Source organism: Nostoc punctiforme PCC 73102 (genome assembly GCF_000020025.1).
Classification (GTDB): Bacteria; Cyanobacteriota; Cyanobacteriia; order Cyanobacteriales; family Nostocaceae; genus Nostoc; species Nostoc punctiforme.
The window spans coordinates 2488411-2514032 of the sequence record NC_010628.1; the positions used below are offsets into that span (position 1 = coordinate 2488411).

Consider the following 25622-nt stretch of genomic DNA (forward strand, 5'->3'; position numbering starts at 1 on the left):
CAACTCTATTGAAGCTGTGTTGTATCGCTACAGAGCAGGTATTCCGTGGCGAGACTTATGGGTTTTATCACCATGAGATTTAGCAAAAGCCCGAAATTGCTCCCAGTCTGTAATTTTGTGGTTGTTGCCAGAGGGGCGGTTGGGCAACGGCAGAACGTTTCCGGTTTCAGCTTTACACTGCAACCACAGGTTAATCGTGTTTCGGCTGATGTTGAATTACCTGTGAAAGCTTGGCACTTCTGCTGCGCTCTCTCTAACTACGAACTTTCTTCAGTTACCAGATCGCTGCGATCTGGTAATTGCTCACTATCCCCTGAGTATGAAATTTCCACTAAATCAGTAGCAGTGGGTAATTGATCGGTGGTAGACGTTAGTGGTGAGTCTGTTATCTCCACTAACGAAAAGCTAACTGATAATGGATCGCTGTCCGGCAGAGCAAATATTGCTTCACACGTTGAGATGTATTGTGTTTTCTTCTACGATCGCCTCATGGTCGATTACAATGATGTAGTGATTGACCATCTTTTAACCTTGAAACACAACAAATCCGTTTGCTGGAACTATGGGATTAATATATCCGTTAGTTGCAGATATATTAATCCCATAGTTGCCTATACTATCTCCTCCGTAAAGTGAAGCATCACTATTAAATATCTCGCGCCACTGACCATCTCCGATTCGGGAATTGTTTATAGTGTATCCTGAACGGAATGGGTGATTATTCAAACTGGCTACAATCAAAAATTCTCCACTTACATCCCAACGTTTGAAAGCAATAACTCGGTTGGCATTGTGGACATAGAGAATATCAATCAAGTGCGATCGCAGTCCTGAATAGTTGTGCCGCAACTGAATCAGGTCTTGGTAAAATCGGAACAATCTCTGACCATTAGTTTGGCGATCGCCTATCAAATCCTCTCGATTATCTATAAAATCGCTGTATCTGTAAGGTTTTTGTGCGCCAATTTCCTCACCCATCAAAAACATTGGCGTACCAGCCGACAAAATAGACACACCAACAGCAAAGCGGCAACGTGCTTCGGCATACCTTCGGGTTTCCCCAATCAAGGGCGCGGAGTTGACAGCCTCTGCAATCGTGCGCCTAGACTCAACTCTATGGCCTCCTTCTTCAAAATAAGCATTACCTGCTTCATCATGAGATTCATGATAAACAACCTTGTGATGACCAGACCATCCCAATGCTCCAGCAAAGTAATCCATCGCTAGGGGTTCATTTGTACCGTATCCAGCAGTAGGAATTAATTTGGCATATTCCGTTCCTTGTCTAGCATCACCAATTAAATGGTGATAGAAGTTGGCATACCAAGCTGCATCAAAGCCCAAACCGCCAACATCAGGTGATTCAGTCACTGGCTCCCAATCAGAATGATCCTCGGCTATGAGAATGGCATTCGGTTGGATTAGCTTCATTGTCCTTGTCCATTCTCTGAGGAATTTAGCACCAAAAATATTGGCATTACCCATAGGTCTACCATCAAGGTGCAATGCGTTGTACGAATGTATTGAAGTTGTTTGGTCAACCCGGAACCCATCTACATGAAATTCCTCCATTAAAGTGACTGCACTGCTAATGAACATCTTTCGTACCATTTCTTCATAAAACCGAGGTGCAAAACCTGTAGACACGTTATCAAGATAGCCACCTTCTGGAAAACGTCTGCCGTCTGGGTAGAAATAATCGCCTGAGTTCCCCTCATACCAGTAATAGATATTGTGTTCGGGAAGATCCGAGTCATAAGCCCATTCCGCCCGTTCTCCATCGGGATTGAAGTGGTTGTACACCACATCTAAAATCACGGCAATTCCATAACAATGGCACTCTCTAATAAAATGCTTCAGTTGGTCTCTGCCGCCAGCACTGTATTCGAGAGCGAAGTAGTGAGATGTTTCATAGCCCCAATTTACTTCGTCTCTAAATTCTGACATCGGTAAGAGTTCAACCGCGTTAACCCCCAATTGTACTAAGTAGGGGAGTAAAGCGATCGCATCCTCAAAGTTTCCTGGTCTATTTTGACCATATCCTAAAGCCCCTACGTGGAGTTCATAAATTACTAGATCCTCGACACGCTGAGGAACAGGACGTTCTAGTGAAAATTCATTACTCCAGAACTCCTCCTCTGGAATAAATTCTAGTTCTGGCCAGACTGGTTCTTGAAAATGTCTAGTTACTGTATCCGGATTTATGACTACAGAACAGCTTTTAGTCCCATCCAAATCTTGATAATTTCCTGAAAAAGGTCTGTCCTGTGTATCGCTATATCTATTAGAAAAAGGTTTACCGTCAGGATTGATGTTACCTTTACCAATTTGACAGCGAGAATATAAATCAGTGCGATAAACTACCCTTCCCCCTTCATTGACAATTCTAAACATATAAGGAATATGGTCAAAGCGGGAGAAATCAGCAAGTTCTGATGATACTGTGACATCTGTTTGCCAAATACCCTCCTCTGTCCTGGACATGGGAAACGGCCCAAGGTTGGGATCCATACCAAAATCAGGATCTTCTCGAAAAACATCGTCGGCAATATAGCCACTGCTGCGGTTGCCAAACACAACTTCTACATTCCGAGCATTTGGTGCCCAGACAGCAAACCGTAACCCAGGCTGAGATTGACCAGGAAAATGATATAGTTGCGCGCCTAGTCTACGACTATAAACTAGATAATATCTTTCTTGCTGAGGCTGATTGTTGTTAGGCGATTGTAACGTAAAACTACGATAGCGATCGCTAGAATTGCGATCGTTAATCTCAGTCGGAATTCCCCACAAATTATTTCCGGCTGGACTATCTAGCATCACACCCCAGCGGAATAACCAACCAATTTGGGAATCATCCAGTTCAACCGTAGTTTGAAAGCCAGGACAGCCATCTTCAGCAATGATTGGCTGCATTTGCTGCGATCGCCATTGTTGAGAATAGCGACCGTTTTCATCCCAACTGCCAATTAAGCGGGGGTTGTTAAAAATTGCTCTTCTAAAACCTGTGAAATAGGTAAACTGAACAGTAACTGTAGCCATAATGGCATCCTTGAGGTAATTAGGTTATAGTTTTCAGATTTGTCACCATCACTTTTTGCAAGTTACGCAACATGTATAGGCTGAGTTTTCTGACCTGTTAAATCTGTCTCTAAGGGCGGTGGATTATCTTGATCAACAAAGCCTTGGCTAATTTCCACAATTCTGTCGTCTGGGTCAGCAATCCAAACCGAACGCCATCCAGGGATATAGTCATCAAAATTAAGGGGTCCCAAGGTGATTTTTGCATCATTGCCCATCTCTGCCAGCTTAGTTGCAATATCATCGACTTGAAAAGCAAAATGACGCCATGTAGGGTATTGTGGACCATCCCTATCAGATGGTGAAACAGGAGATTCTCCTTGTGCCTGAAAAATCTCAAGATACATTTCACCCAATTTAATAAAAATTATTTGCTGGTCGCCAACTGGTACGACACGCGATCGCACAAAGCCGAAATATTTAGCATAAAACTTTTCTGTGGCGATCGGGTCTTTACAGTTGATTGCCATGTGAGAAAATCTGAGCAAACCCATTATTGCTTCCCCCATAGAATTTAGACTCATATATCAAAGACTTAACCAATATCAAACATGTAGACGATGCTCATCCTTGATCAGATCAGAAACTCTCTCCGCAATCATTACAATACCTGTATGACAGTTTCCTGATGGTACTACAGGCATCACACTGGCATCAGCTACCCTAAGTCCCTGCACACCATAAACGTGCAACTGAGGATCTACGACTGCCATATTATCTAGTCCCATTTTGCAAGAACCAGCTTGATGATGATAAGAATCAGCCCTGTGCTTGACAAATGCTCGTAGCTGCTCATAAGTTTGCACATCCGATCCTGGCATCAGTTCTTGTTTGACCCAGCTAGAGAAAGCCTTTGTAGCAAATATGTTACGAGCTATTTCCACACTTTGAATTAACCGCTCAAGGTCAGCTTGAGTACTGAGATAATTGGGGTTAACAAGCGGTTTATCTAATGGGTTACTGCTTGCCAACCTAATCCAGCCGCGCGATGTGGGGCGGACAACACCAGGCAAGATACTAATAGCATTGGGATAGTTTTGACCAATAATGATGTCAAAAGGGACGTGAACAAAACCAAGTTGCAAATCTGGGCCAATCCAACCTGGTTCTGACTGACAAAATAACGCACTTTCTGACAAATTCAAGTTAGGTGGTGGTACTAGCTGCGTTGTTTCATAAATTACCCCAGTCAGGACATGATTGTGAAAGTTTTCGCCTACACCTGGCACATCCGCTACTACAGGAATGCCAAACTCTTGCAAGTGACTAGAACTGCCGATACCAGAGAGTAACAACAGCTTAGGAGACTCCAGCGCACCAGCACAGACAATTACCTCGTAATTAGCATAGGCAGTTTTAATTTCACCATTCTGTGCGTACTCCAAACCGTTACATCGCTTACCGGAGAACAGCAACCTCGTAGCTTGCGAGTCCGTACTGAGAGTAAGATTAGGTCGCTTCAAAACCGGGTTTAGATAAGCATCTGCCATACTATGACGCTTACCGTTCTTGATGTTTATATGATGCCAACCAACCCCTTCCATTTTTGGGCCATTAAAATCTGGTGTGTAGGGGTAGCCTAACTCTAAACAAGCATTAATAAATACTTCAGATGTAGGATTCGGATTATGCAGTTTGGCATTGATGACATTAAGTGGCCCACCTTTACCAGCCCACGGACTAGAGTCATCTTCTTGGTTTTCCAACTTCTGGAAGTAGGGCAAAACATCTTGATAAGCCCAACCGGGACAGCCATTGTAAGCCCAATTATCGTAATCGGATGTATGCCCCCGGATATGCATCATAATATATAAATTACTGCTGCCGCCTGGTATCTTACCCCGTGGTTCATGGGTGATACGCCCCTCCAAACTTGGTTGTGGAACACTGGTATAGTCCCAGTCTATTTCTGAGCCAAGCAACGTAGGCCATATTGAGGGGTTATCGACAGTTGGGGGAATATTAGCCCCGCCAGCTTCTAAAACTAGCACCTTAACTGCTGGATTTTCGCTGAGGCGATTGGCAAGAACCGATCCCGCTGAACCAGCCCCGACAACAATGAAATCAAATTCACTCATATAGCCCCTTCTCAAATTGATAGGGTTTTAGTCCAACCTTTGATTAACAAAAGGGTCAAACGGTCGAGTATCATGGAAGTTAGCCATGTAGACAATTTTGCTGTTCTCCAAGCGGAAATAATTGGCGGTGTTTGCCTCGATTGGCACACCACTGGCATTAGCGGCTGAGATGTGAGAGACGACGCAAGCCTCGTGGCCATTAATGACTATTTGTTTTGGCAGGTTTTGGAATTTGGAATAACCCTTCTTTATACCGCCAACAGCACCCTGTAAAACACCGACCCCCTCAATATGACCTGCTAGCTGTTCATCTACAACCACATTGTCATCAAACAGCGTTAGCCAAGTATCCCAATCGCCAGCATTGACAACTTCGTAGTATTTGTTAATGATGTCTCTAGTGTTCATTTATTTTCTTCTTAAGCTTCCTTCGTGTTTTAGTTCATTAAATTAGGTATTATTTAGCCTGAAGTTTATCTAGATAAAAAGCGTTCATGCTTACCTAAAACACCGATTCACTAATACTAAAAACTAGGTTTATTCAAGTTAAGCCAAGGAAATTTAGGTCTTTCCAGAAATAAAAACTGGGGGTTTTCCCCACAATTAAAATTACTGAATTGGTGTTATGTAAAGGATTTCAAAGATTTTTTGAATGCTCTAAGTACACTTAATCTAGGGAAACTTGAGTTTAGGCTAGAAAACAGCTAAACATTTACTCTAATCAGAAGCTTGCGAAGATGGAGGAATGATTTCTACTCCGTACTTTGGAGAGACCGCTAAAATTTGTTCCAGCTCGTCGGGTCTGACAGGAGGAGAGAGAGTAAACTCACCTTCTGCTGGGACACCCGCTTCTGCAAAAAATTTTTCTAACCCTGCTGGTGTCACCCAAACAAGCATTTTTGCTGGCGTAGAGCCTCGGTTGATAAAACTGTGACGCTGACCTTTGGGAGAGTGAATGAATGTTCCAGCAGTGGCAACAATGGTCTCGTCGTCAAGATGGAACTCAACTTCTCCATCTCTAACAAAAAATGATTCGTTTTCGTGAGTATGTCTGTGGGGAGGCGGTCCGTTTTGTGGTCTAACCACGAACTCTACGAGCGCATAGGTTTCCCCAGTATCTTTACCTACTGCCTTTATGGTACACAAATCACCAAAAAACACCCAGTACTTTGGATCTTGACCTTGACCATCTTGCAACCATAAAGTGGCTTGATTAAGCGTCATTGTGATTTTCCTCTTAAGGCATTACTAAACTTTTTCTAAATACCCAAATCCTTAAATTCCTCTTCCTGACTTACGGAATATCAGGAAGTCCATAATCATAAAATCGGTGTTCGCCCCAGGTTTCACGATGAATGAGACCTTGCGAATCGACTACTGAGAACGTTGACTCGATGGGCTTGCCTTGGAAACGATCAGCAATCCAATCTGCAATATAAGCCCATTCGCTTGGGCCTAGGGCGCTTGAAGGTCTACTGTGAAGCGTATGTCCCTCACCTTTGTAGAGCAGCAACTCCTTCGGTGTGGTAATTTCGTTTAAGACATCAAAAACAGATTCGATCGCGGCAAAATCATCATCCTCCCCTGCGACAACGAGATAGGGGCACTTCAATTTTGCTCCCAGCCCTTCGGCATTGATATGCTGAATAAATTTGTCAAACTTTTCTTCATCCGTATAACCTGACATATACATAAAACGAAGCTTGAATGAGGGTGAATACATATTGAAGGCTGTTTTTTCGCCCCTTTCGTAGCTGGGGTAAGCAACAGCACAAGCTTTAATGGCGGGGTCACTCACGGCAATTTGCGTTCCCCAAATCGAGCCCATACTTACGCCGCGCACTGCAATCCGGTCGTGGTCTAGCTCATTTTGCTGACGCAACCAAACCAGCACTGCTTTCCCTGCCTCGTAGAATCCTGTTTCTGTGACAAAAATTTCGCGGAGGGCACTGCTAAATTGCCCTGGTCCATCAAACATGAAGACTGCGATGCCGCGACTGAGAAATTGATCGCCATAGAGTGCAACGGAAATTTCTTTTGTGCTGTCCATTCCACCAACTGTAATCACATATGGCACGCGGTCACCCAGTTGATAGTTGGTTGGTAAGTGTAGCCAGCCTGGTATCGACTTGCCTTCGTAGGGAATTTCCGCCTTACGCACTACATGATCAGCATACTCAGCATATTTGGTATAGCAGTAGTTTTTACGCTTCTCGTACTCAAGATTTTGTTTTGTTGGTTCAAAAATCGGCCACTGGGCCTGTCCATACAAAATCGCGGCAATAAAGTAATTTTCCCGCGCTGCAACTGTATGTTCTAGCTTCTCTAGTTTCTCGGCCTGTGTTTGCCGATGAACAGCAGCAGCACCGTACTCACGGGCGATGTCGTTGTACTTTTTGACATTCTGTTCAACCCGGATAAAATCGCCAAGTGCTCCGATGCCACATGGAAATAGGGCAAAATCAATATCCCCCTGATCCCAAGTCACGCCTACAGTTCTGATGATATTATCTAGAATCCAGCGTTGTTCTTGGAAACGCTTTATCCGGTTTTCCACTTTATTTGACATTACTGGCATGATGATCTCCTGTGCATTAAATGTGGACGTTTTTGCGTCCAACCCATCTTAAGCAGTAGCTAAAGCAGCGATTGCACCAAGATGTTGTATCAAACCTAAGGCATCCTCGCTGACCCATATTTCTTCAATCTGGCCACCAGTAAGATGGAAAAGGTCATTCCCTACATCTTTCACCGATTTGCCAGTCGGGGCAATACCGAGAAACTCCCCTTTATGGGTGCCGGTCAGCCAGTAACGACATCCTATCTTTTGTCCCTCAACAATCTGACGCTCAACTGTGAATTGGACATCAGGGAAAGCGTTACGCAGCCCAGCGACAAATTGCTTCATCCCGTTACGTCCACGAACTGGGTCTGGTAAGGTAGGAATTCTAAAAGCGAAGTTGGCAGCCATAATTTCATCTATGGCCTCCAGTTTTCCTTGATTCATTACCTCATCAAAGTAACGACTAACAGTTTCTTTGTTGACTTCTGGTGAGGTTTGTTCCGGTGGTGTTGGGGCTGTTTGTCTTGGGAAAATACCTTGACTGATCTGTTGAATCAGCCCCAAAGAGTCCTCATTAGCTATGACTTCGGCAATTTTGCCATTAACGATGCGATGCCAACTCATGCCCTCGAGTAGGAATGATTTGCCCTGGGCAGGAATGTCCCCTATGACTGTAGGAAATGGCTTACCAGTATGATTCCCCCTTGCTGTCCAACGAGTCAAGACCATATCTCCCTCAGCCAACACATCTTCCATAGCAAAATGAATACCAGGGAAAGAGTCAATGAGCATATTAACCAGACCCTTGTATCCTTCAACACCACGAAATGGTTCGGCGTGAGTGGGAAGTGTAAAAATAAAATCAGGGCCACAAATCTCCTCTAGGGTGGTTATGTTCCCTTCATTGAAGACTTCATAGAAATAACGGCGGACAATCGCTTTATTTGCATCTGTAGACATAGGTGATACTCCGTTGATTAAAGTTGATTCAATTCTGGGAAATTTCAAAATCTGGCAGAGCCTTCGGCATATTCTAGTAGTCTGCCAAGCTAACTTTGCTATGTTAAATTTGGATATAAACGCTCCATTTTTCGGCGAGCATCTTTGGTTTGAAAACCCCAATAAACACTAGCTTTTTGCTGATTACGTTTTTTCTCCCAAGCGGCAATCTCAGAAGTTAATGTTTCTGCATTAGGAATACGCCGTTCTAAACATTGGCGAGATAAAACAGATAATTCGATTTCTACCTGATTCAGCCCTTCGGGTTCGCCAGTTGCTTCAAGTCGGGGAACCCGCCCAACGCACTGGCTCACCAAGAAGCGTGTTTAGGAGTATAGTGAAACTCTAACTTTTGAATAATTCGACGTGCTTCTTCTGGTGGAAAAACTTCATATAATGCATTGGGTGTATGAATATTCAAGTTATCAACTACTAAACGAATAACATCGGCATCTCGGTAGGAAACATCTACTAAATTTTTCATTTGTTTAGCAAAATCGGCTTTAGTTCGACGTTCTGTAACTTCGATATGCCGCCATCCAGCCAAGGGTTGAAAACATGCGAATAAATTTACTGTCCCGTTACGTTTATACTCAAAATCATAACGTTCAGGTTGCTCTGGCTGTGGTGGCAAAGGAAGTCTTACTTCTTCTACTAATTGGTATGGACGTTCATCAAAGCAGACTACAGGGCGTTTAGGATCATAAGGCTCATTGTATAATCCAGCACATCTTCCATTCGGAAAACATATTCTGCGTTAACTTCAGGAATACACCATTGTTCTTTCAACCAAGGCTTAATTTCATTTTTTTTAAAGTTTGACGTACTGTTTCATCTGAGATTGAATCTATGATACCAACGTTCACTAAATGATCTGCTAATAATTGCATTGTCCAACGCACTCTTCCTTCTGGCGGATTAGAACAAGCTGTTGCAATCAAAAATGCTTCTTGCTTTTCATCTAATTTTTTATGTTTTGGTGGATGAACTTCATCCTTTAAAGCAAAATCTAACCCTCCAATGACAAATTTTTCTCGTATTCGTTGCACTGTTGCAACATGCGCTCTAACTATGCTAGCGATCGCTTGATCCGTTTCTCCTTCGGAAGCCATCAAAAGAATGTTTGCACGGCTTATGGTTCTTGCCTTATGCTTACCTTTCTTAATTATCGATTGCAGTTGGGAAACTTCATCTTCATTCAAGTCAACAATGTACTTTTTTGCCATGTTACACCCCGTTTTTGGCTATTTTACCAATTAGAGGTTTTACTTAGCAAAGTTACCTTGGTAGACTACTAGTGAGTCCACAATGTAAAGTGAAATCACTGGCTTCTGGGTTTTTGGCGATCGCTTCACCACCCAGGTTTGATTCGCATCGGCAACAATTCGTTGACTTTTAGCTGTTGGTGGCTCCCAAGTGCTGGCTTGCCAGTTGACAATAACTTTAACTTCTGTATGGTCATTGCCAGTCGATGTAGACGCCACTTTTTTGAGAGTGTGTACTTCATCAAAGAAAATACCAGTTACACGCTCATACCAACCCTTAAAGCCATCAAAGCCATAGACTGTGCCCTCAGGAAAGCGCATTTCTAAATCTTCTTCAACTAGCAAGGGAACATATTCCTCAACTGGAACGTGAGCGTCGAGTTTCATATACCAATCTGTTGCCAGTTGCTGAATTTCCAAATCAGTTAGGGGTGCTAGATTACTTACTACCATTATTTTTCGACCAGGGAATCAGTGAACACGTTACTGAAATTTGCTTAAACTACTGTCCGCAGCTAATGCCTATCATTTCCGGGTGAACATTTGCCTCCAAAACCACATCGATAAGAAATGGTCCCTTGTGGGCTAATGCCTGTTCAAGAGCTGGGGCTATCTCTTGTGCCTTCTCGAGGCGCACACCCTCAACTCCCATAGAACGCGCTATTTCGACAAAATTAATCTCTGGCTTAGATAAATCAAAACTCAGGGGATATTCGTGCTGTGGTATATCCCGCTCTTGCCAGTAAGCTTGGATATTCACTTGTAACAACCTATAAGAGTGGTTATTACAGATGACAAATTTGGCATCTATATTGTGACGAGCAGCTGACCAAAGTGCCTGAATTGTGTACATAGCAGCGCCATCACCAGTAAACCCAATTACCGTTGTGTCAGGATTGGCCAGTTTGGCTCCAATCGTTCCCGGAATTCCCACACCTAAAGAACCACCACGGGAGAGGAAATAATGCCCTGGTTTGGTTGGTGGTAGATAACGCGTCAAATCAGGAGAACAGGTGAGAGCTTCATCGAAGATAATTACATCCTCTGGTAATTGCTTTGCCAGTTCTGCCGCGAAGCGAGAAAAGTGCAACGGGACAGCATCCCAATTTTCTCGATCAGCTTGCAACTCACGCTTATGGTTCTCTTCTTTAGCTTGGGCAATATCAGCAGTTCGTGTCTTAGCAGTTTCTTTCTGCTCTGATGTCATAACTGCTGACAAAACTTTTGCCAGATGAGCAAGAGTCAATTTTGGATCGCTAACTAGTCCCAAATCAACTGAGTGATTTTTAGCAATCTCATAAGCATTCAAATCAATATGGATGACCTTGGCTCCCGGTGCAAAAATATTACCCAGTTCTGGAAATACTTCTGGCAAAAGGTAAGTACCACAAACTAAGTTTACATCGCCTCTATTGGTGATGGGTCGGCTTTGATAGCCAAACATATGCCCTGTCATACCTTGATAAAGAGGATGAGCGTGACTCATGTTCAATTCGCCAGCATCAACTTCCCAGACTTCTGCGCCCAAAAGTTCAGCAACACGGGTCAGTTCATCTTGTGCGCTAGAATAAGCCACTCCATCACCCACAAAAATCATTGGCTTGTGAGCAGATGCCAACATAGTTGCTGCTGTTTTGAGCAACTCCTCATCTGGCAAAACTTTGGTGGATGGTATAGAAGTTGGTCTGACTTCCTCAACTGCGGGAGCATCCAAAATATCTACTGGTAGACAAACATACACAGGCCCCATTGGTGGAGTGGCAGCAATCTTAATAGCCCGTCGCAAAACCCGCAGCAATGAAGATGGCTCCATCACCATTGTTGACCACTTGGTAACTGGCTCGGCAAAAGCTACCAAGTCTCCTGCCATTTGAGCATCCATTGCCTGATATTTGATGCCTGCATCACCACCAATGACTACAAGCGGTGAGTGACCTCGGTATGCTTGGTAAAGTGCGCCGATCGCATTCCCTAAACCAGGGGTACTATGAATTTGCACCAAAGCAGGCTTTTTAGTTGCCCTAGCATAACCATCTGCTGCCATCACCGCAACGGATTCTTGCAATGTCAAAATGTACTTCAGGTCTGGATATTCCCGAATAGCATCCAAAAATCCTTCTTCCGATGTGCCGGGATTACCGAACATATAATGGATGCCATCTGCCAAAAATTGTTCGAGAATTGCAAAGCGGCCTGTTTTGTTTGTCATGGATTCTACCTTCTGCAACCATCAATTGCATACAGTGTTTATCGTGCAGTACCATCCAGATATTTAAAATCCGACTTTACCAGCCATAGCGCTTGAGTCCTTTTTCTAAGACTTCCACCAACTTCTGACCAGTTAGATAAGAGTCTGGCGTAGAGCGCCCCGTAATAAACGGATAGTCAACAATTACTGATGTTGGCCTGCCGACATTGCCATGATACTGTCCGTCTGGCCCTGTAGCATCACGGAGTATGTATTCTAGAGGATAGAATGGCGTGCCAAAGTTAATATTGTTCAGACATGGGTCGATGTTAGTACCGTTAAATCCCGTACCATCTTTGTAGTCATATTCCAGGCAATGGCCTGTGACGTGTTTACCCCAAATAATGCTCTTGCGATCGCCAATGTCACGGGCAAATGCCAGACACGCAACGCCGTAACATTCTGCGGCGACTGGCTTACCCATTTGGTAAAAACTGAGGATGAGATCGTGTACTCTCTGGTTGTCAGCTAAATCAACCATCGGACCACTACCACCAACAATGAGAATGGCATCGTATGTTTGTAAATCTCTTTGCCGCACTTCATCTAGTAATCTGTAATATTCCTCCATTTCCCGTAAGAATTTTGGTGAACTCCAGTAAGGTCTTTCTGGGAGCCACTCTCTAAGATTTTTTGGGTTGTTTAACCGTGGATTGTTGGTGTCATCTAGTTGTCTGACCTTATCAGCCATATCTTGGGTGGTGACTGGTCTGCCTAATGGTGGGTCAACAAAAGTAGGGTCCATGCTTACCCCTAGTGCTACAGGTCTTTTACCATTTGGGGTGGCGAAGTCAACTTGATACCCAGCTGCATCAAAGGTTTCTAGGGGACCCACTAGTTCTTCTCCCCAGTAACCCCACTCTGATAGCACAATCAGAATCTTGGTCATCGGATCATCTCCTTTGTGTTTCTAAGCAACGTTGTTCTTGAGATGCGATTTGGTGAGCGATCGCATCAATAAAGGCATACACATCATGTCCGGCTCGTCCTGTTACTAAGTCTCTATCAACCACAATATTTCCCGGATCATTTGGTTGAGAATTTACAGGTGGCGGTACGTAAACAGCACCAGCATTCGCAATATCCGCCAGCACCACTTCATGACAGATTACCTTTCGTCCTCGGAGTAGTTCTGGCATTGGAGTCAGTAACCACAATCCATGACAGAGTAAACCTTTGATAATCTTGTGATTTGCCATTGCTTGAGCAAAAAACTGAATTGCTGGTGCAGTACGAGTTTGCTCTGGACTAATCTGCTGTCCTGGCGGTGGTTGAAAGTAGCGCAGACGTACACTGGTGTAGTTAGCTGCCATAATTACGGCCGCATATTCATTCACATCTACGCTTTGAAAGTCGATATTGACATCTAGATATTGCAGAGATTTACCAATTTCATCCACATCACTAACAAATTGTACAGTTTCATTTCCCCAAAGCCGAGACATGAAATGCACAGTCGCCCCAAGTTCCTCAAAGTGTTGCCGATAAGCTGCAATTTCCTCAGGAATGAACTCTGTTTCTACAAGGATGGCGACTTTCTTTCCTTCTAGCATTTGGGTCACCATAACTTATCTCCTAAGTCTTGGGTGTAAATTCCACAATGATTTCTGCTTCTGAACCAAGTTCAAATTCTTTCTCTCCCAGTTCAATTTGAAAATTATCAGGGTCGATTGTGGTGCGATCGCTACCATTAATGCTGACTCTGTTAACTTCCAAAGTATTAGGTCTAAAAAAATCTGGTAAAACATTGAGAGAGCGCTGGCGACAATGTTTGTCAGGTTTGAAATACAAACAGAAGGGTTCTTTTGTCACATAACTACTGATATAGATATGAGCCAAATAATTTAACTCAAAGGCATGGTATCCAGAAATTGCATGTCCGCCTTTTTGTGCATATTGCCCTACAGTAGTTGCATCTCCACTCTCACTGACTCGGAAGAAAATACCTTTATTGTCTTGGTCGAGAAAGAATAGATTCCAAAATGCGGCAGTTTCTCGTGCTAACCGCAAATACTCTTGTTTTTGGTCATTATCTTCATGACTGCAACCATGAAGAATTAAGTAGGCTAATAGGGCTTGTTCTTGTTGCCAGAAGTCTTTAGTGTTGAACCAAGGAAACTCTAGTGGCGTTCCATTTTGAGGGTTACGTTCTAAAGTATCAAAGATTCCACCCCTAAATAGATCTACGCCAATCTCTGCCATCTTCATGCCTAAATTGTCTGCTAGCTTCATCAATTTATCAGCTAAACGTTGTGATTCTTCGGCTTCTTGCGCGTTATCAGCAGCAGATTGGGCGGCTAAGGAGTAATAATAGTTAGCAACACGAGTCAGGTTCCAGGCTATCTTCAAATTGTGTCCGATAACGGCACGATTTTGTTGCCACCGCCAATTATGGTCTGGTTTCCAATCTCGCAAAAATCGCTCATTCACAAATGGAACGTTGGGATCAGGATCGGGAAATCTATCGGCAATGATTGTGGAGGCTGTTTTGAGAATCTTTTTGCAGGTTTCTAAAAATTTCCCGATTTCTTCATGACCATGATCAGTTAATGGCAAAGGTTCTAATGCCAAAATCACGTTAATTAAATAAGCCGGTATATGATCCCCAATCGAGTTCCAATTTTTTCTGGCTTGGTTATCACCAAGAGCAGGACTATCCCAATTTAACGTCACAGAATCAAGGTGTGAGAAATAATCACCGTAAGCATGTTTACCGTACTCTGATTCTGGATCGATGAAGAAATCATTAAAGACACGAACAGTCCGCTTGATATCATCAAGTACTTCCCAATCTAAAGTGATTCGATAGTACTGAGCTAATCCAGCTAAGGCGTAAATTTGTTCGTAAAGCGGGATTGTATCTCTATCATCCTCATTGAGAGAACGTATATACAACTGATAACTGTACTTTGTCTTGCGCTTGCCAAATGCCCAAAAACAATGTTTGCCATCAGATGTCAAACTGCGAAAAGTTTCACGTTGGTATTGAACTCCAGCACGAGCCGCTGAAAGATAGCGTTCACCTCCAGTTAGCAAGTAAGCAGAGGAAAGACCATAGATCAGCCTGGAAAGAGTAGCACATTCTTGAATCTCATCATCTGTTGGTAAACCGATGATGTTTAGGTTAGTTCGGTAAAGAGCAAAATCATCGATTTCATAGGTTTGTTTATTTGGAAATAAAAAGCCTAACCAACTATCTGCTAGGCGGGCAATTTGGGTCAGCCACCAATGAGTTTGCTCAAAAACTAATTCGTCTTGACCTCTATATGAATTTAGTAAGTTAACAATGCGGGCATCATATTGGCAGCTACCATTATTTTCTTGATACACCCCTTGCAGAACTACTAAGCTATCCGACTGGATGTATTTTCTCACTAAATCTGCTGGTGAGGACTGATGAAAATCTTCAGGATTCGGGACGCGATCGCGGTTTATACCATCTAAATTTTGTAGAAATTGAAATCGTGTTTCCCTACCAATTGCAACCTCGAACTCATCTCCACTACGGCATTTAATACTAAATTTTCCTTGCTCCTGTGCAATATCCGTAACTTTGCCCATCAGAGTTGTGTTCACAGTGAATTTTCTCATTTTTATTATCCTTTCGGTGTTATTTCAACCAAATACTTTTTATTGCTGTTTGGAGATATCATGGCTAACTATTTGTAACGATATATCCAAAGCAAAATCTTGTTTTCAAGAGTTATGAAAAAACTAAAAATAGGTATTTTCAACAAGTTTCGTCAATGATTAATGAAAGACGGTTTTGCGAAACGCTAGAAAGAAAGATTCAGATTTACTTGACGATTCGGAGTTGAATCTATATTTTTTTCACAAAATGAATATAAATTCTGAAACATAGCAATCCTAAATCATTTCTGAAAGCTTCTCTTTTTTATTTTCTACGAGACCTATGCGTTTACGGAAGCCGACACACCACAAGGCGTTTACTTAATTGCTCAAAACTCTCAGATAGAATAGCTATAGTTACTTTTGTAGTGAAAATGAAAAAGTTTTCAAAAAACTTTGCTGCGTATTGAAATTTACCTTAATTTCCTCCGACTATAATTGAGTCAATCGGCACTAATTCTCTATCTATGGTTAGAGAATTATGAATCGTTAGATGTAGATAACCTTCTTTAAAAAAACTATAAAAACTATAGCGGTTCTCACTTGAGTGGGATACAGTGTGGGAGGATGGAGTATATCAAGAACCATCTGCATCGATATCCCTCTTTCAAGAAACCGTATTTGCTTCGGGCTGAGGAATGAGTTCAAAACCTAAAGCTAAAGCCTTTTTTTGTAGGTTATTGATAACTTGTTCTTGGTAACGTTGTTCATAATAATCCATGCCAATATCTTGATAGTTACCTCCAGTTGTCCAAAGTAGGTAAAAAATTCGTGCCAGCTTATGAGCAGTAGCAGTGATAGCTTTGGGCGTGCCAAGTCGAGAACGTAAGCGACGATAGAAAGCACAACTCGGCAGAATTGCTCTTGCCAGCTGTTTGTGTGGCTATTCGGAAAGCATTGGCAGCAGGGTTAACCACCAAGCGAGTTTAAGAACTTTTAACTTTACCAACAGTGATGCGATTACAAGGGCAAAGACCAAGTCAAGAAGTAAAGTGTTTAACAGTTGGGAATCGGGTAAAATCGGTTTTGGTTCTGGAATTAGGTCGCTGAGAAATTCATATTGGGCACATGTCAGGTTGCTAGGGTATGCTTTACTCATGTCACTCTATCGGTGCTGTTTATTATCTATTCACAGCTTATACTGAGAGAGCTTTTTTACACCCTTTCCGACTTTTCAAACATTCTCTTAGAATCCAATACCTAAAACTCTGTATTTTCTAAATGTGTAAACCTTATATCTATATTTAAATTTGGCAAAAATTATTTTTATTTCAATCCATCTATTGGATGATGATTTTTAAGAAAATAAGGTTCTTCCGGTACTTTTATGGTGATTACTAAAGAACCGTAAATTTTAGTAACTACATTTTAATGAGGCTCATCCTTAAAATATAGATTGCGTAAGTCTTACAGCAGTTTCACTTGTACTCAAATAATCCAAGCATCATGATTTATACTAGGGGCACAAATAATTCCAATTGATGGAAAAACATTTAAGGGTACTATGGAATTTGTTCATCAATCACCTCGACATGACGATGATATTATTTGTTGGGGTAAATGTGCCATTTCCCACACTTACCATTAAACCATTATACCCTACAAAACTTTCTGGCACAAGGGATGCCGAAAACGATCGCCTACGGTGGGCGGAACGCCATCGCCTGCTTAGATACTCTCCCTTATTTCATCTATTTCAGCAAACTCATCCTCGATTGCGCGAACTGAGAATTATTACAGTTTACAATAATGATTATTATTTTTACTGAAATCTATGTGACCTGTAAATTCAACTACCGACAAGCCATTGAACCTATTTCAACGTCCCCGTCGTACTGCAACCCTGGGGCGAATGGTGCGGAAAACTACCCTGACTGTAGATGATCCGATCTATCCAATGTTTGTGATGGAAGGTGAATGTAACTTTTTGGCTTCCTGGCTTAGGCATCCAGGTACTCTAGTTGTGAACTTATCAGCTGGACTTAGAGCAACATTGCCCCAGCGCATTACAGTTGCAGCAGCGTTAGACACTGAACCAATAGAGTATACAAGAACCAAATCGTTTTCGTGAATCTTGCCTAATTGTGCGCCGTGGTAAAGATTAGCAATGGGCAGCATTGGCCCAATATTTGCATATTGGGGATAAAGGTTAATCGTCCGCTCCTGCTGGATGCCTAATGCTTCGGTACAGAGGGAGGAATACCAGGCAGTGGGTGTATTAAAAGCACAAAATTGAATTTGCTCCAGGGTAACACCAGCCGCAGCGATCGCGCCCAAGCAGCACTCACGCAAATAATTTACAGCAGTCTCGCTCAGTACTTTGTTGGTGTGCTTGCCTGCTCGGATTAACATCCTTACATTACCCTCAGCATCCGTAGTAAATTCATTATAGAAGGTGTCGCAAGTTGCACATGTGTTCACAATTTTGGTGCTAATAATTCCCTGATTTTGTTTGAGCGCGCCAACCACAAAGGCTCCAGCACCGTCACCGAAAAACCATGAGAGAGTATCATTTTCATCAGTAAAGCGAGAGTAAGTGCAAGAGACTACCACCAACACATTACGATACTCTCCAGTTCGCACCAGCGCAGTAGCATTTTGCAGCGCAACCACAGCATTAGAACAGGTTGAATCAAGATTCCAAGCCGCACCGCGCAGATCGAGTTGAGCAGCAAGGAAAGCCGCATTGCCAGGTAGAATATTTTCTGGCCAAAGTGAAGCAACAATCATCAAATCGACCTCTTCCGGAGACAGTTTTGCCGCTGCCAAAGCGTCCCTTGCTGCGCCATACTCTAGCGTGAGCGATGACTCCCCCGGACCCAATATTCTGCGCTCAACAGTACCACGGAAAGGATCTTTGAGATACGGTGACATTTTTAATTCAAACTCATTGGTGGGGATGGAATCACCAGGCGAAAATACCTTTGATAGACTTTTTTGTTCAGCTGTTGCCACTAAATCTGGGTAATTCTTTCGCCAATAATCATTAGTGCGAACAACACTAGGAAAGTTGACTGCAATTGACCGAATTCCTACTGGTGGATATATCATAATAAATCTCCTGAAAAAGTGAGGAAGTGGAGGATGCGGGGAAGAGGCAGGGGAGCAGGGGAGGATTAGGGGACAAGGAGGACAAGGAGGAATTATTGAACAAGTCTCTTCCTTGTCTCCCCCCTCTTCTTTGTCTCCCTTGTCTCTTCTCTATGCCCAATGTCCAATGCCCAATTAATATTACTTTCCATGAAAAATGAGACTGTTAATCCTACTACCAATGGGTGCTGGACGAGTCGGATCAATAATCACATCAACAACGAATGGAATAGTCAAGGCTAGTGCTTTTTCTAAAGCCGCTTCTAGATCGCACTCCCTGCTTACACGAATACCATCGGCTCCCATACCACGGGCAATCATCACGAAATCCGGGCTGGGAATCTCTGCATCCACATTGTGGAACCCCTCCATGTTCATACCTTGGTCGCACATGTTGTAACGTGCATCATTGAGTACAATCCAGACAGCAGGAATTTTGTGTTTGACGGCGGTAGTAATTTCGTTGTTCATCAGCATGGCACCATCACCGAGAATGGCTACAGCTTTGCGATTTCGCGCCAGTGCGGCACCTAAAATACCCGTACCAGCATGTCCCATTGAACCAAATCCAGTACTTACCCGGTAACGCCCTGGTGCAGCAAATCGCAGTATATTTGTTCCCCAAGCAAAGGAGTTACCAGCCTCGGTCATGATGATTGCATCGCTATTCTCGACAATTACCCTTTGAATCGCATCCATCAAAAATTCAGGACGTACTAAACCTTCCAGATGGGACTTGATGACCTCGCGTTCAGGACGGGGTAGGGGTAACACTGATGAAGAACGAGAGATTTCTGGAAAATACTTCAGTATAGCCCTGACAAAAGCTCCGATATCAGACTGAACGGAGAATGTCTCTGCATACGGATAAGCAGCTCCCGGTACTTCTGGGTCGATATCCACATGAACAAACCCCCGTGAAGGAACCATGACTGGGTTCCAAAATGAAGTAAATTCACCTAACTTAGTTCCCAAAACCAGTACGCGCAAAGGACGCTGTTCCTGCATATATTTGAGAACAGAGTTTTGCCCGCCGAAGCCAGTCACACCGACAAACTGAGGATGATCCTCAGGAAAGATACCTTTACCACGAGCTGATGACATCACCGCCGCTCCGGTTCTCTCAGCAAGTTGACGAATTTCTAAAGCTGCATCTTTAGCACCAAAACCGACCCAAATGGCAAACGGCGCTTCACATAGCAGTTGTAAACATTTGCTGATAGTATCTTCTCCAGCCGTCACCAAAGTTGGTGAAAAATTCACATGGGGTAATGGTGTTGTTAGCAAACTTGTCTGGATGGTTCTGGGAATACTAATATGGGCGACAAAGCCACCTAATTTCCCTACACCTAGTGCCAGCCTGCGAGCAATTTCAGAGAGTTCCGAGTTGCATTCAACGGTGGTAGCATAATGAAATAATGTGCCTGAAGTAAAAATGCCTGTATTAGACATTGTGTATTGGCTGGTTTCTTGAAAAGCCCAGCGTCCGCGCTGTGTTGCAGAGGTGCAAGGTGATACGAAAATAACTTTTGCTCCTTCCCAACGAGCCGCAAACAGCCCAGTCAAGGCATTAGTAATACCTGGACCGGTTGTGCTGAACACTACAACAGGATGTCCGCTAGCAAAGTATGACTCAATAGCTGCGAATGCTGCTCCGGCTTCATGACGAAATTGCAGCACCTCGATTGAGCTTTGCTCTAGGCTAGCTATGAAGGGTGTGATTCCCCCTCCGAACAGACCAAAAGCATAGCGGACTCCCAAATTTTCCAGCGTCTTCACTAAAGCTGCTGCAACAGTTAAATCGCTTGTCTGTTCAATTGAGAATAGATCCGATTGGATAGCAGTGTTTCTCTGCAACTGATCCAATGAATTTAAGGTTTTGGTAATTGTTTCTACGTTCACGATCGCCTACTTTAATTTTACAAAAAATAAATTAACTGGGGAGTAAAAGGGAGATAAAATAACTAACTCCTGTACAGACGCGATTAATTGCGTCTCTACTTCTAACTCCTAACTCCTAACTCCTGCCTTTTTTCAACAACCTGAGATATTGATTCCTGACGTAAAAATCGCTTTAATACTTTACCAGTGGAGTTTTTTGGAATTGAGTTTACAAAGTTAATTACACGGGGAACTTTATAAGCTGCCATCCTTTCATAACAAAAATCAATGATTTGTTGTTCGGTGATTGTCTGACTAGCTTTTAGGATAATATTTGCTTTGACAATCTCGCCTTTGAGAGGATCGGGAACGCCATATATAGCTACTTCAGCTACTGCTGGGTGTTGATAAATGACATTTTCAACTTCTGTTGGATATACCTTGAATCCAGAAACAACGATCATGTCTTTTGAACGGTCAATTACGTAGAAAAAACCGTCTTCATCCATCCGACCAATGTCGCCAGTATGTAACCAACCATTTTTAATTACTTCTGCGGTTTCAAAAGGGCGGTTCCAATAACCAAGCATGACGTTGGCACCCTTAATTGTTATCTCGCCTAACTCACCTATTTCTACCTGATTACCATCACCATCTACAATTTTCATTTCCACATTTGCAATGGGTGTTCCAACGCTACCTAGTTTGTAGTTCAAGTTGTGGTTATAAGCAGCAAATGGCGATGTTTCAGTTAGGCCATACCCTTCATGGATGACAAATCCAAACTTTTTATACCAATTTTCTGCTACTTGCAATGGCATTGGTGCTGCTGCTGAAAAGTAATAGCGGATGTTTTCCAGGTTATAGTTAGAAGTATCCATGTTCAGTAGTTTAATGAATACTGTCGGCACACCAAATAGCATTGTTACTTGATGTGTAGTGATGGTTTCTAGAACTTGATCTGGGTCAAATCGACGCTGTAAAATGATAGTCGTACAAGCAGAAATACCAGCATTTAGAATTGCATTTTGTCCAAAACAATGGGATAAAGGTAAGAAAAGCAGTAAGCGATCGCTCTTTTGAATGCGATAGCAACAATTAGCACAATAGCTATTAAAAATAACATTGCCATGAGAAAGTGTAGCACCTTTAGGAAAGCCTGTAGTACCTGATGTATAAAGGATGCTTGCAGGATCATCGCGACTCATTTCAACGGCGCGTGCTTCAGGAGAAGATTTTGCCATCAGTTGTTTTAGACTAATACCTTTATTGGCTCTACCTTCTGCAATCAAAATATGTTGCAATTGAGGTAAGTCTGGCTCTTGAATATACTCGGTTTGCGACTCTGTTGTAATAATTGCTTTGGCAGCACAATCGTTGAGAATGTATCTAACTTCATCGGTTTTGAGCATAATGTTGATTGAGACAGCAACCGCGCCAATTTTCAGAATGCCAAGATAAGAAATTACAAATTCTGGAATGTTTGGTAAAAATAAGGCTACACGATCTCTACGTCTAATATCCAAACTGCGTAGACCGTTAGCAACGCGATTTACCATTTCATCAAGGTCTTTGTAAGTAAAAGATTCTTCTTCAAAAATTATGGCTGGTTTGTTGGGGAAAAGGTAGCAACTAAGCTCTAGATTTTGGGCAATATTCATCATTGAATCACCTTAATATCTTAATTCGCAATTTGTCATTAAAAAATTTTTGCTTTGCTGATTGAGAGGATGAATTAGTCTCACGCAGAGGCGCAGAGAACGAGAAAAGAGAAATAAGGGAGTAGTTACATTGAAAGGTATAAATTAGTACCCTAATTCAGCAACACCAATTTTTAATTACAAATTACGTTGACTTTAAGCTCGAAAAAATATGCTCAACTGCTTGCACAATTAAACCACCACCAGCGATATCAGCTGAAATCCGGGCAATATGCTCATCTAAACATTGCTCGTTGTCGTTCCAAATGTATGGACGCACAGACGTTAGTGGCTTTCCAACTACCTCGCAGACTGCTGTGTATAACTGCACAGTATTGGGTGAGAGGCATGTACGTGCATCATAATGACCTTTCATCTTATATGTGCGGAGGTCAACAGCTTGAACTCCAAACATCAACGCGATCGCCATATAATTCTGAAATATGTCTACGGAACGACGTGTCAAATTTGCGGAAATATAGCCTTGGCTGTTAATATTTTGATTAAATTGCTCGGCGTGGGTAGGAAAGCGATCGGCTAGGGAATTTCCATAGAAGCTCAACAGTGGCATAATCGAGTTTCCACTGATTTGCAAACCTTTGAGTCCCATATTAACTTTGCGATCGCTATTACCAACTAAAGAGGGTGGTAAGCCGTTGCTAAACTCTGGCGAGACAAGAAGTGCAATCTGCACATCGATGTGTTTGGCCAATAGCCCTATGTAATAACGTAGGCGATCCATTGTCACACCCACATACTGTCCGAGAAAATTGCCGCCGTGATAACTAACTTGGTTCTCGACATCAATCAATGGGTTATCGGTGACTGAGTTCATTTCTACCTCGATTTGCTTGGTAATCTCTGATACCCCATCAACGATTGGCCCTATGAACTGTGCCAGACAGCGGAGAGAATAACGATCCTGTATCAGATCTTTACCACGGTATTCGTGTTTACCATCCAACTCTTCACGAACTAAAGATGAATCTTTCAGCAGAGAAAACATTTGATCTGCTGTCCATAGTTGACCGGGATGTGGCTTGCACTGATGAATAAACGGGTGGAAAGATTGATTCGTTCCGTATAAACCTTGGATGGCTAAGGCGTGTACACCCATTGTCAGAGCGAGCAAAACTTTCGCATCGTACACACAGTTAGCTGCAATACCTGTCATGACTGAGGTGCCATTCATCATTGCTAAACCTTCTTTCGGTTGCAATTGCAACTTTGGCAAACCCAAACGAGACAAGGCTGTAACGGCATCCATTTCTTTACCGTCGAAGTCAACTGTAAAGCTAGGATCTAGACCGATTAGTGCCCCAGTAATGTAGGATAATGGCACCAAATCGCCGCTAGCACCGATAGAGCCAAACTCATAGACATGGGGTGTCACGCCAGCGTTGAGGAAAGTTTCAATCCGCTGAATAAGTTCGAGTCGTATACCAGACGCACCATACAAATGTGAATTTGCACGTAAGAGCATAGCTGCACGCACGTCTGCTAACGATAATTTGTTTCCTGCGCCGGATTTCAGAAACCAAATTAAATTAGTCTGAAGTTCCGCTGCTTGTTCGCGAGAGATGACAACATCTGCCATACCGCCAAAGCCAGATGTCACCCCGTAAATTGGCTGTGCTGTTTCGACTGCATTGTTAATGTAATCACAAGATGCTTGAACACCCCGAATGACATCTGCATTATCAGTTAAGCGCACCTGTGTTCCATGACGAGCAACATTTACAACCTCGTCGATTGTCAGATTGCGATCGCCTACAGTTACGATTGAATCTGAACTATTAGTGAAAGGTATTTGCCAAGAACGCGTTATGTTCTGTTGTAGAGATGTTATATTCATACACTGGTTATTCTCAAATTTTAACAGGCCTCTATCAAGCCTTTCGGAATGTATCTTAATTACGAATTACGTTAGGTAGCGGGGCGTAGCCCATTACGAATTACGAATTACTATAGACCCCACTCAAAAATAGCAGCACCCCAAGAAAGTCCTGCTCCAAACCCAGCTAAAGCAACAACATCGTGCGCTTTAATTTGCCCTCGCCGAACAGCTTCATCCAAAGCTAGGGGAATTGAAGCAGCAGAAGTATTTCCGTAATTTGCTAAATTGCTAATGATTTTTTCATCAGGAATTCCTAAACGTTGAGCCACAGCCTCTAAAATCCGCTGATTGGCCTGATGCATCAATAGCCAGTCTACCTGTTTAACATCCAGACCTGCCCGGAATAGTGCCTTTTCAATAACTTCAGGGACTTTTTGAATAGCAAATCGGTAAACTTCTTGTCCGTTCATTGCAATAGGTTTATATGTACCTTGACCAACGCTAATATTATCAACAAGTACTTTCTCTTCCTCCTGGAATTCCAATTTCAAATGCTGATTTTGCGTGCCATTAGTATGAAGTTGAAAACCAAGGAGATAATCATATTCACTTGCTTGTAAAACCACTGCTCCTGCTCCATCACCAAATAGAATGCAGGTACGTCGGTCAGACCAATCTACCCACCGTGAAAGAACTTCAGCACCAATGAGAAGAACATTTTGATAAGTACCAGTCCGCATAAATTGGGCAGCAGTTACCAAACCAAAAACAAAACCAGAGCAAGCTGCTGTTAAATCAAAAGCTACAGCTTGGGTAGCTCCGAGTCGAGCTTGGATTTGACTGGCATTACCAAACAAATCATCAGGAGTAGATGTAGCTAAGATAATTAAATCTAAGTCTTGTGCTGTTATACCTGCCATATCTATGGCTTTTTGAGCCGCTTCAGTAGCCATAGTTGTGAGCGAGTTTTTGGCTGGAAGAAGATGGCGACGGTGAATTCCTGTGCGAGATTTGATCCAATCATCACAAGTAACCACCATTTGATTGAGTTGATGATTATCTAAGCACTGATCTGGAACCGCAGAGCCAGTCCCTGTCAAAACAATACCTTGTCTTACTAAGGATTTCATCTGCTTTAATTGCTAATTATTTTGTGTAGTTAAAATCTTTGATTCTGCTTTACCTTTGTAAGGTGTGTTATGCCGTAGGCTAACGCACCATCCTAGATTTTCGGTGCGTTAGCTTACGGC

19 protein-coding genes and 2 pseudogenes are annotated in these 25622 nt (G+C 42.7%); 1 reads left to right on the forward strand and 20 read right to left on the reverse strand.

Annotation, left to right across the window (positions count from 1 at the left end):
• Positions 1-60: 60 nt before the first annotated feature.
• From NPUN_RS43105 to NPUN_RS42710, 15 genes and pseudogenes are all read right to left on the reverse strand, one after another.
• Positions 61-216, reverse strand: a pseudogene (locus NPUN_RS43105) (IS630 family transposase); the annotation flags it as partial.
• A 309-nt stretch (positions 217-525) separates the two neighbouring features.
• Entirely contained in the window at positions 526-3042 is a 2517-nt protein-coding gene (locus tag NPUN_RS10315; protein WP_012408677.1) for an alpha-amylase family glycosyl hydrolase, read from the reverse strand.
• A gap of 62 nt (positions 3043-3104) precedes the next feature.
• Positions 3105-3590, reverse strand: coding sequence for a VOC family protein (locus NPUN_RS10320; protein WP_234711070.1), 486 nt, complete (start codon positions 3588-3590; stop codon positions 3105-3107).
• Positions 3591-3626: 36 nt separating this feature from the next.
• Positions 3627-5159: a GMC family oxidoreductase gene (locus NPUN_RS10325; RefSeq protein WP_012408679.1), complete on the reverse strand. Its 1533-nt coding sequence runs from the start codon at positions 5157-5159 to the stop codon at positions 3627-3629.
• A gap of 27 nt (positions 5160-5186) precedes the next feature.
• A complete protein-coding gene (locus tag NPUN_RS10330; protein ID WP_012408680.1) occupies positions 5187-5567 on the reverse strand; it encodes a nuclear transport factor 2 family protein in 381 nt (126 codons plus the stop codon).
• A 309-nt stretch (positions 5568-5876) separates the two neighbouring features.
• Positions 5877-6383: a cupin domain-containing protein gene (locus tag NPUN_RS10335; RefSeq protein ID WP_012408681.1), complete on the reverse strand. Its 507-nt coding sequence runs from the start codon at positions 6381-6383 to the stop codon at positions 5877-5879.
• A gap of 70 nt (positions 6384-6453) precedes the next feature.
• A complete protein-coding gene (locus NPUN_RS10340) occupies positions 6454-7737 on the reverse strand; it encodes an alpha/beta hydrolase (RefSeq protein ID WP_012408682.1) in 1284 nt (427 codons plus the stop codon).
• A gap of 48 nt (positions 7738-7785) precedes the next feature.
• Positions 7786-8682: an ester cyclase gene (locus tag NPUN_RS38775; protein WP_012408683.1), complete on the reverse strand. Its 897-nt coding sequence runs from the start codon at positions 8680-8682 to the stop codon at positions 7786-7788.
• 98 nt (positions 8683-8780) lie between these two features.
• Positions 8781-9947, reverse strand: a pseudogene (locus tag NPUN_RS40010) (IS630 family transposase).
• Between the two features lie 39 nt (positions 9948-9986).
• Positions 9987-10439: a hypothetical protein gene (locus NPUN_RS10360; RefSeq protein ID WP_012408684.1), complete on the reverse strand. Its 453-nt coding sequence runs from the start codon at positions 10437-10439 to the stop codon at positions 9987-9989.
• A 49-nt stretch (positions 10440-10488) separates the two neighbouring features.
• Positions 10489-12195: a thiamine pyrophosphate-binding protein gene (locus NPUN_RS10365; protein ID WP_012408685.1), complete on the reverse strand. Its 1707-nt coding sequence runs from the start codon at positions 12193-12195 to the stop codon at positions 10489-10491.
• A gap of 76 nt (positions 12196-12271) precedes the next feature.
• Positions 12272-13123: a type 1 glutamine amidotransferase domain-containing protein gene (locus tag NPUN_RS10370; RefSeq protein WP_012408686.1), complete on the reverse strand. Its 852-nt coding sequence runs from the start codon at positions 13121-13123 to the stop codon at positions 12272-12274.
• A 4-nt stretch (positions 13124-13127) separates the two neighbouring features.
• Positions 13128-13799 (reverse strand): DJ-1/PfpI family protein, encoded by a 672-nt coding sequence (locus NPUN_RS10375; protein WP_012408687.1) that lies wholly within the window; start codon positions 13797-13799, stop codon positions 13128-13130.
• 10 nt (positions 13800-13809) lie between these two features.
• Positions 13810-15825: an AGE family epimerase/isomerase gene (locus NPUN_RS10380; RefSeq protein ID WP_012408688.1), complete on the reverse strand. Its 2016-nt coding sequence runs from the start codon at positions 15823-15825 to the stop codon at positions 13810-13812.
• A gap of 922 nt (positions 15826-16747) precedes the next feature.
• Complete coding sequence (locus tag NPUN_RS42710; protein ID WP_041565316.1) at positions 16748-16963, reverse strand: hypothetical protein; 216 nt, start codon at positions 16961-16963, stop codon at positions 16748-16750.
• Positions 16964-17345: 382 nt separating this feature from the next.
• Between NPUN_RS42710 and NPUN_RS40575 the strand changes: the two genes are divergently transcribed.
• The gene (locus NPUN_RS40575) at positions 17346-17633 is read left to right on the forward strand and encodes a hypothetical protein (RefSeq protein WP_148220288.1); all 288 of its coding nucleotides are present in this window, start codon (positions 17346-17348) and stop codon (positions 17631-17633) included.
• A gap of 121 nt (positions 17634-17754) precedes the next feature.
• Here the strand turns inward: NPUN_RS40575 and NPUN_RS10390 are convergent, their stop codons facing one another.
• From NPUN_RS10390 to NPUN_RS10410, 5 genes are all read right to left on the reverse strand, one after another.
• Positions 17755-18915 carry a 3-oxoacyl-ACP synthase III family protein gene (locus NPUN_RS10390; RefSeq protein WP_012408690.1) on the reverse strand — a complete coding sequence of 387 codons (1161 nt, stop codon included), beginning with the start codon at positions 18913-18915 and terminating at the stop codon, positions 17755-17757.
• A gap of 180 nt (positions 18916-19095) precedes the next feature.
• Positions 19096-20856 carry a ScyA-related TPP-binding enzyme gene (locus tag NPUN_RS10395; protein ID WP_012408691.1) on the reverse strand — a complete coding sequence of 587 codons (1761 nt, stop codon included), beginning with the start codon at positions 20854-20856 and terminating at the stop codon, positions 19096-19098.
• A gap of 101 nt (positions 20857-20957) precedes the next feature.
• Positions 20958-22499 (reverse strand): class I adenylate-forming enzyme family protein, encoded by a 1542-nt coding sequence (locus tag NPUN_RS10400; protein ID WP_012408692.1) that lies wholly within the window; start codon positions 22497-22499, stop codon positions 20958-20960.
• A gap of 181 nt (positions 22500-22680) precedes the next feature.
• Positions 22681-24390 carry an HAL/PAL/TAL family ammonia-lyase gene (locus NPUN_RS10405; RefSeq protein WP_012408693.1) on the reverse strand — a complete coding sequence of 570 codons (1710 nt, stop codon included), beginning with the start codon at positions 24388-24390 and terminating at the stop codon, positions 22681-22683.
• 110 nt (positions 24391-24500) lie between these two features.
• Positions 24501-25502, reverse strand: a complete 1002-nt coding sequence (locus NPUN_RS10410; protein WP_012408694.1) for a beta-ketoacyl-ACP synthase III — start codon at positions 25500-25502, stop codon at positions 24501-24503.
• Between the last annotated feature and the right edge of the window lie 120 nt (positions 25503-25622).